Annotated in this window: 12 protein-coding genes and 1 pseudogene; 2 read left to right on the forward strand and 11 right to left on the reverse strand. The window is 62.5% G+C overall.

Features of this window, described 5'->3' with window-relative positions:
* Window position 1: 1 nt before the first annotated feature.
* Window positions 2–1,171 carry a hypothetical protein gene (locus tag C41B8_RS19730; protein WP_051883540.1) on the reverse strand — a complete coding sequence of 390 codons (1,170 nt, stop codon included), beginning with the start codon at window positions 1,169–1,171 and terminating at the stop codon, window positions 2–4.
* Window positions 1,172–1,184: 13 nt separating this feature from the next.
* Window positions 1,185–1,733: a PFGI-1 class ICE element type IV pilus protein PilL2 gene (gene pilL2, locus C41B8_RS13895; RefSeq protein WP_156962543.1), complete on the reverse strand. Its 549-nt coding sequence runs from the start codon at window positions 1,731–1,733 to the stop codon at window positions 1,185–1,187.
* A gap of 157 nt (window positions 1,734–1,890) precedes the next feature.
* On the opposite strand from pilL2, the gene C41B8_RS21180 reads away from it, so the two are divergent.
* Window positions 1,891–2,163 (forward strand): BrnT family toxin, encoded by a 273-nt coding sequence (locus C41B8_RS21180; RefSeq protein ID WP_037339343.1) that lies wholly within the window; start codon window positions 1,891–1,893, stop codon window positions 2,161–2,163.
* Window positions 2,132–2,410, forward strand: coding sequence for a helix-turn-helix domain-containing protein (locus C41B8_RS13905; RefSeq protein WP_037339346.1), 279 nt, complete (start codon window positions 2,132–2,134; stop codon window positions 2,408–2,410). Before C41B8_RS21180 ends, C41B8_RS13905 begins: the two co-directional genes overlap by 32 nt.
* 6 nt (window positions 2,411–2,416) lie before the next feature.
* On the opposite strand, the gene C41B8_RS21060 is transcribed toward C41B8_RS13905, so the two are convergent.
* The 9 genes and pseudogenes from C41B8_RS21060 to C41B8_RS19735 form a co-directional block, all read right to left on the reverse strand.
* Complete coding sequence (locus tag C41B8_RS21060) at window positions 2,417–2,527, reverse strand: TraR/DksA C4-type zinc finger protein (protein WP_318269700.1); 111 nt, start codon at window positions 2,525–2,527, stop codon at window positions 2,417–2,419.
* Window positions 2,528–2,695: 168 nt separating this feature from the next.
* Window positions 2,696–4,698 (reverse strand): annotated as a pseudogene (locus tag C41B8_RS21185) (DNA topoisomerase III).
* Window positions 4,699–5,136: 438 nt separating this feature from the next.
* Window positions 5,137–5,571, reverse strand: a complete 435-nt coding sequence (locus C41B8_RS13920; RefSeq protein WP_051883542.1) for a single-stranded DNA-binding protein — start codon at window positions 5,569–5,571, stop codon at window positions 5,137–5,139.
* A 103-nt stretch (window positions 5,572–5,674) separates the two neighbouring features.
* Window positions 5,675–5,938, reverse strand: coding sequence for a hypothetical protein (locus C41B8_RS13925; RefSeq protein ID WP_156962544.1), 264 nt, complete (start codon window positions 5,936–5,938; stop codon window positions 5,675–5,677).
* 139 nt (window positions 5,939–6,077) lie between these two features.
* Window positions 6,078–6,605 (reverse strand): hypothetical protein, encoded by a 528-nt coding sequence (locus C41B8_RS13930; protein WP_111747112.1) that lies wholly within the window; start codon window positions 6,603–6,605, stop codon window positions 6,078–6,080.
* Window positions 6,595–7,395, reverse strand: a complete 801-nt coding sequence (locus tag C41B8_RS13935) for a PFL_4669 family integrating conjugative element protein (RefSeq protein WP_051883543.1) — start codon at window positions 7,393–7,395, stop codon at window positions 6,595–6,597. The genes C41B8_RS13930 and C41B8_RS13935 overlap by 11 nt, the downstream gene beginning before the upstream one ends.
* 277 nt (window positions 7,396–7,672) lie before the next feature.
* Window positions 7,673–8,965, reverse strand: coding sequence for a hypothetical protein (locus C41B8_RS13940; protein WP_232226081.1), 1,293 nt, complete (start codon window positions 8,963–8,965; stop codon window positions 7,673–7,675).
* A gap of 203 nt (window positions 8,966–9,168) precedes the next feature.
* A complete protein-coding gene (locus tag C41B8_RS13945) occupies window positions 9,169–9,726 on the reverse strand; it encodes an STY4526/YPO1902 family pathogenicity island replication protein (RefSeq protein WP_051883544.1) in 558 nt (185 codons plus the stop codon).
* A complete protein-coding gene (locus C41B8_RS19735; protein WP_084189001.1) occupies window positions 9,707–11,398 on the reverse strand; it encodes a ParB family protein in 1,692 nt (563 codons plus the stop codon). Before C41B8_RS19735 ends, C41B8_RS13945 begins: the two co-directional genes overlap by 20 nt.
* Window positions 11,399–11,656 lie beyond the last annotated feature (258 nt).

The raw sequence follows: 11,656 nt of genomic DNA on the forward strand, positions 1-11,656 counted from the left end.
ACTAACCTCGATCCGGCAGGGCCACGGCGATCGTGTGCGGGCCCTGCCTAAAGATGGCGCGGTCGCGATCCGTCTGGAGGGCCTGCAGCTGCCAGCCCGCGTACGGATCGCCGGGCGACAGCCAGGTGATGGCGCGCAGGTCGGACGCGTGGTCGGATGCAACGCCGAGAAACCGATGCGTGCCGCGGATCTCGACGCCGATGAGCGTGAACGGCGCCGACGCGACCGAACGCACTGTCACCGGCGAATGAGATGATCGCGTGCTGTTTGGCGAGCCGTAGTCGGTGTCGTCTGTCTGCCGGGATGCGTGTGCGCCCGACGGATGCCGCGCCTGGGCCGCAGCGATATGCAGGCTCAGATCGGTGGCCTGGTGGACCGCGTCGCGCCGCCGGGCTGCGACCGCGCAGCGGTCATAGCGCCCGAGATAGAGCCGCTGACCGTCACGCGGGGCAAACCAGTCGCTGAGTTGCGCCGATTTGACGGCCTCGATGGCCCGGCCGAGCGCCTTGTCGGATGCGCCCTGGAAAAACACATCGAACTGATGAGCCCGATCGCGCTGGCTCGGACACGCGCCGATCGCATCGGCTGGCGGCGAGAGCGTGCCGGCCGGTTCCGACGAATCATCATCGCTGGCCTTGTCACCGCTGCCGGCGCTCTGGCCGTCATCCGGGCCGGCTTGCGACTCGCGCGGCTGACAGTCGTTCTGAGCCTGGGGGGATAGGGCGTCCGGCGTCTTCGACGGCTGGGTTTTCTTTTTGCCGGATGGCGATGTCTGCGCCGGCTGGGGCAGCCGGCGCAACCGTGTCTTGAGATCGCTGACCGTGTCCTCGAGGCGGTCGATGCGCTGGGCCTGGTCGTCCAGGCGCTGGCTTTGCTTGTCCGCGGCCTGCCTCATGGCCTGGACCTGTTGCAGCAGCTGGGCCAGCTGCTGCGTCTGCTGATCCGGCGGATCATCGGATGGCGCCTGGGCCGGCCTGTTCTGATCGCCACGCGTCGAGTCCGGATCATTCACCGGCAGCCGGGATGCGTTCGATGAACCAGAATCGGTCTGTTCCGTCGCCCGGTCATGGTGCTGGCCGATACTCGAGTCGCTATCGCCGTCGCTGCAGCCGGCGACCGGCGCCAGTGATGCGGCGATCAGCAGGGCAAGTGGAAGCGTGCGGTTACGCATCAGGCAAACCTCGTTAGGAGCGCTGTCGGCCGGACGGCGGCATCTGTGCCGTGCGCGCACGCCGGTCGAAACAGACCGTGCGCTTGGCGTAGTCGACATCCAGCCGCCAGGCCGGACCGGCGAGCACCTGCAGGGCGTCGGATAGCGTGGTCGGGCCGAGCTCGCGGTGTACGGCCGGCAACGGGGACGAGAAGAAGCCGGTCTGAGACAGGCGGGGGCACAGCCGCAGACCGGAATCCCGGAGCACATGGACCAGACCGTCGCGAACCGTCAGGGACATCGATTGGGGGAGATCGATAGTCACGGCCTGGGCCAGCAGATTCCGTTGGCCAGAGGTCGGGGCCAGGGGAACCAGCTGATAGCGGCCGGTGCGCACGACGTTGGGCTGCGGTCCAGTCGCCGGGGAAGCATAGATATCGGCGGGCCGATCCGGCGCGGGTTCCGCGCTCGAGGCCGGGGAGGCATGCCGTGGACTGGCGCAGCCGCCCAATGTCAGCAGCAAGGCCGTGACAGCCACGCCGCCGATCATCGCGCGGCGTGTTGCAGATCGAGATGCGGCCATATCGCGTCGTCGTGCCGATGGGTTCGCGGCCAAACTGGCCGAGACCCGGTCGCGGAACAACACAAAATCCCGACAGGGCGGTGTCGGAATTTTCGATATGCAGGGCGGGGGTTCCCTTGTTCTCGAATGTACGGGATTACCGTATAATGCGTTGCATATGGAAGGCCGATTCGATCCGACGAAAGACGCGGCCAATCGGGCCAAGCACAAGCTCTCGTTGGCGTTCGGAGATCAAATCCTCGCCGACGACAATCATCTGATCATGCCCTCGATTCGTCCACAGGACGGGGAAGAGCGCTTCAAGGTGGTCGGTGTCGTGGGACAGAAGCTGTTCACCGGCGTATTCGTGTGGCGGGGCGATCGACCCCGATTCATGTCCGTGCGAAGGAGCAATAAAGGTGAAGAAAGAGCGTATTACACTGCCCTCTGATCCATCGGATCCAGAAGACTTCGACGTCACCGCGGGCGCCATGGACCGCGCGCAGCGCGCGCGTTTGATCCGCACGACCCGCACGAGACTAGGGCTGTCACAGGCCGAGTTCGCCCGCCGGTTTCGCGTACCGGCCGGCACACTGCGGGACTGGGAACAGGCACGGGAAACCGCGCCGGACTTCGCGCTCGCGTACGTGAAAGTGATTGGCCAGCATCCTGATCTGGTTGAAAAGACGATCGGTTAGGCTCGCTCAATCAACGTCGCCATTCCGCGACCGGGCGCAATCAACACAGCGTTGCACGCCCGGCGGAAGCTCACGCCGCCGTACCGGGATAGGCTCATCGCACTCGACGCAGCGCACGGCACTCGGTCGAGCGGCGGGCGCCGCCTGGCGCGCCGCGAGCGAGCGCTGCAACTATTCTTCCTGAAGTTCAACGGCCTGGTCGCCGACGTCAGCCATGCGTCGTCTCCTATTGTTCCACTCGGGGCAAGGCAATCCCAGCGCAAACGGATGGATCATCGGGGCAGGTCATTCCTCGGCGGCTTTCTTGCGACGCCGTTTGCCGCCGATCTGGACGGTGGTCGTACAGTCCGGATAGCCGGTGCAGCCCCAGAACGCACCGTGCTGGCTCTGGCGCTTACGCATGGCCTGGCCGCACTCCGGGCACTTCTTCTGCGGCTTGGCCTCGATCCCCTGGGGCATGGCTAGGCCGGAACGGCTGACCTGGCCGACCGCGGCCCGGACCCACTTCGTCTGCCGGGCGACAAAATCGTCGAGCGTCATTCGGCGGGTGCTGATGTCGTCCAGGGCCTGCTCCCACAGCGCGGTCGTGTCCGGATTGGTAATCGTCTGGGGCAGTACGCCAATCAATGCCTGGCCGGCTTCGGTCGAGACCCGTTTCTTCTTCTTTTTCGCCAGGAAACCGCGATCAATCAGTGTCTTGATGATGCCGGCGCGGGTGGCCTCGGTGCCCAGCCCGGCGGTGTCCTTCATGATCTTTTTCAGTCGTTCGTCGGTGACCCGCGACGCGATATTTTTCATGGCCGCGATCAGCGTGCCTTCGGTATAGGCGGCCGGTGGGCGCGTCTGTTTGGCCTGAATCTTTATGTCGGTAACGCGACAGGGATCGCCCTCGCTGACCGCAGGCAAACGCGCATTGCCGGCCTTGTCTTCGTCGGTTTCGTCGGCGGATCCAGTGACCGTCTTCCAGCCCTCGACGATCACCGTCTTGCCGCTGGCACGCAACGCCGCGCCAGCGACGTCGATTGACAAGATCGTGCGATCGGCCTCGTGGTCCGGATAGAACTGCACCAGATAACGTGTGCGGATCATCTGGTACAGCTGTTGCTCGGCCGCGCTCATTCGGCTCAGGTCGGCGGACTTCGCCGTCGGGATGATGGCGTGGTGCGCCGTGATCTTTGTGTCGTTCCAGGCCTTGGACTGCGTCGCTGCGTCCGCTTGGTCGACAGCGTGCGCGATGGCCGGATCCGTTTGCGTCATGGCATCCAGCACGGCATCGGCTTCCGCGAACATGCTGACCGGCAGATAGCGGCAGTCGGTTCGCGGATAGGTCACCGCCTTGTGGTTTCGTACAGTGACTGCACCGTGTCCAGGACCGCCTGTGCGCCCATGTCAACGGCTTGACCGGCGTCCTGCTGCAGTGTTCCGAGATCGTAGGGTAACGGTGGCGAGACGCGCTCACGTTTCGTTTCGGTAGCATGGATTCGGGCCGTGGTGCCCGATATCTGCTGCGCCACAGTTTGGGCCGACGGTTGATTGAGACAGCGGCCCTGGGCGTCCGCGATGTCCGCCGGAGGTTGCCATTGTGCGGTCAAGGCCGCACCGTCGTCGGTCGCCAGATGGGCAACCAAATCCCAATACGGTACCGGTCGGAACGCCGCGATCTCGTGATCGCGGTCCACGACGAGCCGCAGCGTCGGCGTTTGCACGCGGCCCACCGGCAACAGCCGGTCGTGGCCCTGGGACCGGGCCATGGTGGTATAAGCCCGTGTCAGGTTCATGCCGACCAGCCAATCCGCACGGGCCCGGCCCAGGCCCGCGTAATACAGCGCCTCGGTCTCCGCGCCGTCTTTCAACTGACGCAGTGCCGTGCGGATGCTGGCGTCATCGAGCGCTGACAGCCACAGCCGCGACACACGGCCCCGGAAACCGCAGCGGTCCAGGATCTCGCGGGCGATCATTTCGCCTTCCCGATCGGCGTCGGTAGCGACCACGACATGCCCGGCCTGGCCCAGCAATCGCTCGATGGCGCTGTACTGCGCCTTGACCTTGGGCCGGACGTCCAGACGCCACTGATCCGGGATGATCGGCAGCGTCTCGAGCGACCAGCGTTTGTACTGCTCGCCGTACTGATCGGGAGATGCCATTTCGAGCAGATGCCCGAAACACCAGGTGACGGTTATGCCGCCACCGAATAGGTAATGCTTGGTCTTGTTCGTCGCGCCGAGAATCCGCGCAATATCGCGAGCTTGGGAGGGTTTTTCGCAGAGATAGACCGTATCGCCAGCCATGGTTTCGCCGGTTACGTGAAGAACAGTCAGCATCGCAACCCGCCAACGCCATCAGGGCGAAAATCGTTGCCGGCATCGTCGGATTTTCACAGTAGCCATCTTTGCGAACCGAGCGATGCTCGAGATAATCAAAAAAACAGTTTCAAGAATGGCGGCTTGCGGCCGTCTATAGATCGGGATTGTTGATAACACGACGGCCATAGAGCGTCTGCGGCGCCCCTGCCATACAGGCAAACATCCAGGGAATGTTCAACAGATGAGCATGTCGATACGCCTCGCCCGTGCGTTCAATACAGTTTGAGCAATCGTGTTCAGTGCAACCGCACACGCGGCAACGCCGAATGTCGTTTTTCATTGTCATCGTCCAAGTCTCGGTAAAGACTCAACCCGCTGTCCACACTGTGGCCAGCGGGTTTCGATCGCCTGGATCGATCGCGCTCAATCGTCATAGGCGACGGCCTCGGCAGCGTCCTCACTCGTGCTGTCTGCGGTATCCGTCGCATTGGGCGATCGACGCTCGCGCCGCGTCACGGATTCGACACGCGACAGATCCAGCGTGATGTCGTCGGCCGTGAGTTCCAGGCGCGAAAACTTCTCGCCGTCCTTCTCCCAGCTGTTCTGCACCAAGGTACCCTCGGCCTTGATGCGGAATCCCTTATCGAGCACACGCGCTGCGTGTTCGGCTGCGGCGCCCCAGCGCGATACGTTCAGCCAGAACCCGCCCTTATCCTTGAAGCCGCCGTCACCGTCCGGAATTGGACGATCGCAGTACATGCGCATCTCGGCGACCTGGCGGTTCTCCCCGTTGACGGTGACGGTTTTCAATTCGGGAGCGGCCGCAAGATTGCCGCGTGCGGTGAATGAGTTCGACATCAGTTGGCTCCGTTAATCAAGCGTGCGTGTCGCTAGGACAAGGTCAGCCTCGACCGGCGCATGGCGCCGTACAACAATGAATCCCACGGTTTTGCCGTGTCATTTAGATTGGTGAGCGCTGGCGTGGACGGGTTCGTGCAATCGTCCGGTTGAGATCGAGACAGCCGGGTTTGTCCGCGTGCATCACCCAGATATGGCAGCGCAACGCCTGATTCATGAGTTTCGATTGATCCGCGAGACAATCCGCAAGCTCGTTCAGGGACGCGAAGCGACCGTCGCGAATCGCGGTCTCGAGGTCGATGGCTTCGTACATGCGACCTGTGAGCTCGGCTCGATCCCACTCATCCGGCACATTCAATCGAGACATGGATTCTCCCTTCCTCGTCGCGCGAAGCCGCCGCCGTGATATGGGGGGGCCACACTGTGGCCACCCTCGTAACATCCGTTGACGATCGACTCAGATCGCTCACCGAAACAAAACATTCCGTCGCTGACGACGTCGGCGGTTATCCGCGATCGTTATGGTTGTCAGGCGCGCCGGCCGCAAGGCCGTCACGTTCGATGACCTTGATCTGCTCGAGTCCATCGAGCCAGCCCTGGATTCGGTAGTGCTCATAGGTGGCGATCGACAACCGCATATTGAGATAAATGCGGCGGCGCTCGTAGTTAAGCCAGTGCCCGCGGGCAGACTCCGGGACTCGAGCAAGCAATGCCAGACCTTGCTTACCCGTCAAACTGATCGCCGTCGTGCTTTTATTGCCCCATCGACGCGCGCTCGACCGGCGCCAGCGATAGAACGTGAGGCTTCGATCGTTGTATCGAACGATTTTGGCAGGAGCCGTCGGAAACTGTTTGCCGAATGATTCACACAACCGAGCACCCTCGGCTTCGCCGTCACGTATGACCTGTTCCAGGGCGGCGAGACGCTGGCGCGCCTCCCTTACCCTTAAAGGGCCCTTTAAAGGGGCTACGTCAAATCGGTCGGCCACGGCTTCGTCAGATCCGGCGTAACCCACCGCGTTCTTACGACTCATCATCGTCGCCGTGCTCGTCGGTCGTGGCATCTGTGTCAGTCACCTCATCCGTTGTCGCGTCATCGTAGCTGGCCACACTGTGGCCAGCCGTGTTGTGCGAGGGCTGCACGCCCTCGATTGCCGGGGCGTGCTCGGGTCGCAGATCACCGTCCAGGACGGCTTGTGGCAGTTCGCCCATAGCTTGTCGGGCGCGTTCGGCGCGCCGCGTACCCTGGCGCATATCCTCGCGCTTGACCGCGGTCGCCCGGTAGCCTTGGGCTGTGGCAAAGGCCCGCCGGATCGCGCGGCCGGCTTCGCCGAGCATCCGTTCGGATTCATCCCGGTTCATAAGCCCGACATGGCGCGCCGTCAGAGCGGCCAGCACGAGTTCGTCCATATCAGAGAGCAGCCAGGCGCCCATGTAGCCGTAGGGATTGGAAAAGGTCAGCTCGATGTTGGCAGGTTCGAGCGAATGCGCCAGGCCCACTTTCATTGCCGGGCTCCGTGCCATGTTGGCTTCGATGGTCTGTTTCAAGGTCGCGATTTCATCTTTTGATTCCGTCAACGCTTGCTCGACCTTGAGCAGATACCAGTCGGCATACGGATCGTCTCGGGCCGCACCCGCCCAGATCGTGCGCACCATGGCACCGTAGCGATACAGGCCGATGATGGGCGGCTTGCCGTCCACGGCCCGGCGACCCTGCACCAAGCGCTGCGCCTGGCGTGTCTGGATGGTCATCTCGACAAAGTTGCGCAGCCGGCCCGGCACAATGGCCGGTGTGCTCGCGCTTGCGGTGCTCGCGTCGGTCATGGTCGTTGCTCCTGGCTCATCGACAGCGCGGAAGCCGTCGTCGATCGCGGATTTGCGGCAACGGTATAGGGCACAAGAGCGTGGCGTGCCAGAAAATACTGGGGCACGGCGTCGAGATTTCGTCAAATCTGGAAATTGTGTGTGCAGCGCCGCAGGGCAGCCTCCATCTGATGACACTGTAATCAGTCCCGAAGGGCGTTCACCTTTCGATTACACTGTAATCGGCTTCGGGCGCCGGCCCGCTCCGGAAACACGGTTTCCAGCGTCGTTCTTACCATCAGGTCGACGAATCGCGTACACCGTCGAGCTGCGCTCGTATCGCGCGATACCGTTGTTTGAGGGCATCGCGTTCCTGGCAGCGGCACTCACGCTGGGTTTCGAGATCAGGCCGACTCTCGGTTGGGGCGAAGGGAATGAGGTGCTGTTCCAGGCCATCGATTTCGCTCTGCACCGCCTGTAAACGTTGCCGCAGCGCATCCAACTCAGCAGCGGGCCCGTCGGGTTCCGGCTTGGGTGCGCCCTGTCGCCGGTCCGGCTTGCGCTCCGGGGCGCCGACCGGCTGGAAGTGGCCCGACCGGACGCGCTGGCACAGTGTCACGGCGTAACCCACAGGACTGCGCAACGGGTTGTCTGGATCCTGGAGCTTTCGGGCGATCACATCCAACACTTGCTGTTGCTGGTCGCCCGACAAGGCCTGCGAGGCAAAATTGCGTTCGATCAACGCACGTTCATTCGACGGCAGGGCATCGGGCCAGTGAAGTGCGGGGCCGGCTTCGGCTGTCGCCTCGGATGATGACCGGCTGCCCACACTGTGGCCAGACGAACCGTGGGCCGATACTGCCTCGCGCGCGGAGATGTCTGTAGTAGTAGTTTTATTATTACTACTACTACTGTAGCCGTGGGTAAATTTCGCCGTCTGTGGATAACTTATATTATTGTCTTTTTTATCAGCAGCTTGTCTTCCGTTGGTAAAATCCACCCATGGCCGCGAATCACCATGGGTAAATTCTACCCATGGCTCACCGTGGGTAAATCTCTCTTGCTGCGAATCATATTCGTCGCCGAAATTGCTGGCCATAGGGTGGACAGACTCGGTCGGATCGTCTGGCTTTGTGATGCGGCCGCCGTCACTGAGGAGTAGATCGAAGAACGTGCCGCCCCCGTTCTGCACGGCCGTGGCGGCATCGAGTCGTCGACTGATCGGATCCGGTGGTTCCAGCGGGTCTCGCCCGTCGGCCAGTGTTTGATCGATACTCGCCAGCGCGGCCTTGGCCGCGCGCTTGATATAGCGATCGGAGTGATTCTTCGCGCTGTCGAGCAGTGGCAAGTAGGACGTATCGAGGCGGCTGGCCTCGGCCAGCGAACAGGGTTCGCTGTGAATGGCATTGATGCTGCCGCAGAAACGACCTTGGTTGTCACGCACATGGGTATACCGGCTGATCCAGCGACAAACCCGGAGCAGGGTGCGATCGCGGTTGACTGTCTTGCGTGAATGGCCGAGCACTTGGGCCGTCTGATCCAGCGAGGGCATCGCAATCGCGCCGCGCGGTTGGCAGCTGGACTCTTGCATGAGATATAGAAAATGTACCTTGGCACTGTCGCTTAGAAACGGATCCCGGACCAGAATGGCGGGATAGCTCTGGTGCCAGGCGCCCAGGAAAAGCAGCCCCTCGGCCTCATGATCGAGTGGCGGGCTCGCATGCGCCAGATCGTCCGCAGCGTGCTTGAGATACGTGCTTAGCGTGTCATGGCGGCTTGGGGGTTGGCTAGGCCTCACAAGGTTCGCTCTATCTCGTTCGTGCCGCGGATGAAGCGCCAGAGCGTGCGTAAATCCACGTCAGTGTCTTTCGATAGCGCCAGCCATTCACCGGCGGACAGGGCCGTACGGCCCTCACCTTGACGCTGCCAAGCCTGCCACATGATATCCATGGTCTCGGTGTCGGGTTCCGGTGGGCGGCCGGCGCCGCGACGTCGACGCCACCGCCGGCGCATCGTGGTGTATTGGCTCTCGGTCATGCCGAACAACTGCCGCATCATATCGACCGGGGCATCCCGCCGGACCATCTCGGTTTTCAGCTGCGCAATCGCGCGTTCTTGTTTCATCTCGCTCAGGATCAGCCAGAATCGCTCGCGATCGAGGCGGATATTCAGGACGTGCCCGTTCATGCGCCGGGCCAATGACAGGAAGTCGGGAAACGCCAGTCCCTGCAACGCGCTGATTTCCTGCTCGCCGAAGTTCAGATCACGTAGAACGGCCCAGTCGCCGTCTTCGAGGCAGGCGGCCGCATAAATCAAGGTTGCGAGCGTAAGCTCATACTCCTTCGTCGGCATGATGCAACGGCCCCCAAGGCGTGTTGTTCGTCTGTCGGTAGATCTCCCGATAAGCTTCAACCAATTGAATCCAGTCGTGCCAGCGTGGGTCGGGCCAGCTTTGATAGAGCATCGGTCCCATGTCGTTGGGTTCCAGCGCGGGGACGTCCGCGAACAGTCCGCGATCGGCCTGTTCCCACTGCCACCGCGAGAAGGCCTGTTGGCTATCCCGCGCCTGGCGTACGGCGTCGCCGATGCGTCGCGACTGCCAGGCCTCGGGGAGATACGCATAGGCGTGGCCATGGCGCGCGAACTGTTCGGCCAGCGTGGCGAGATGCCACCAGACACACATGGCACTACGCCCGATTTCCGGATGCCAGGATTGTTGTACGTTGACTGGAACGGGGCCGACGAGAAACCCCAGGCCGGCGTGGATCGGAACCACGATGTCGCCGAGCCGCGAGCCCTGGGCAATGCGGTTGGACAGGGTCCAACATCGGCTACGCAGCGACTTCAGATCGTTCGGCGGCGACGGCTTCGTGTCGGTTTGTCCTGGATCAGGTGCCGTCGACGGGTCGTGATCGTCGCCGCACCCATACGCGTTGGGCCGACCGGTGTCCGAGGCCCCGGTTTCGCCCGGTACAGACGCGCCCCCGTGATCGCCGGGTGGCGTGGATTTCGCCCGCGGTGCGCTTCTCGATTCATTCTCATCGGTCGTCGTATCGGTTGCGGGGGGCGCTGTCGGTGGCTGGGGTGATGCCTTGATTGGCGATGCGGAGGCTTGGGTACCCGGGTCTGTATCGGCGTCGAAATCTGAAGGTCCGCCCAATGCCGCGCCCAGTTCAAGACTGGCCCGCTGCATGTCACAGTCGGCGGACACCGACAGTTCTTCCTCGAGATCACGGCGCAGGGCGTCAACATCGAGGATGTCACCGTCGTGTCGTTGCAGGGTCTGGGCGAACAGGTGATTGGCGTCGTCCGCGGCGCCGAGATCCATTGCGGCCCAGGCTTTGCCGAAGGCGCGCTGCAGTGCGTGGATCTTTGCGATCGTGGTCCGGCCTATGCCGGACTGGAGCACGTTCGGGATCACGGGATAGAGTGTGTCGATCGTATAGTCGTACCAGTGAATCATCGTCTGGCTGACTTGGTAGCCGCGCTCTTTGAGTTGGTTCTTGAGTTCGCGCTGGGACAGGGACTGGCCGATATCGCTTTCAATAAGCGTGCGCAGTTCCTGAATTGCGATCGCTCGATCGATGAACGTTAGATCGCTGCGCAGATCGTTTTCACGAATATGCGCGAGTAGGGCGCGGGTATCGCCCGCCCAAGGATAGTATTGGCACCAAATCTGCTTGAAACGTTCGTCGCCGGTTTCTTGCCACAGCGCTTTGACCGCATTCAGGCGTGTATTGCCGCCCGCGCCAATCATGTAGACGTCCGGTTGATCGGTGTCCGATCGTTGTGTGATGGATAGCACCTGATCGAGGCCGTTCGCCCGAATGGAGGCCTTGATCTGAGCGTAGGCCGTATTGGTCATCCGCCGTGGGTTGCGGTCATACGGCACGATCTGATCGACGTCGACCCGCATCGGGATGGCAACCTGCGACGGAGGACGGGCCGCATCTGCCACGTCGTGTTCGGACGGTGGCTGCGACGGGGTATTCTCTTGACCGTCCGTAAGGCTTTTGCGGCTCATCGGATTGCTCCCAGTGGCCCGCGGCCCGAGGATCGCGCTTCGAGACGCCGGTTCGCGAACTCACCGCATCCGAGACGACCGCCAGCACGCTGGCGCTGCGCCGGACTCGCTATGAAAATCGGATACCCAGCATGGAGCGAGGCTGGGAAGATCGTCAGTTATCAAATCGCATCGACTGCTGTCCGGTTTCTCTGACTTAGACACCATGGATTGACCTGCCCGTCCTCAAGCTCGTGGGTTACGTTGAGGACGGGATCG

The organism is Salinisphaera hydrothermalis C41B8 (genome assembly GCF_000732535.1).
In the GTDB taxonomy this organism is placed as follows: Bacteria; Pseudomonadota; Gammaproteobacteria; order Nevskiales; family Salinisphaeraceae; genus Salinisphaera; species Salinisphaera hydrothermalis.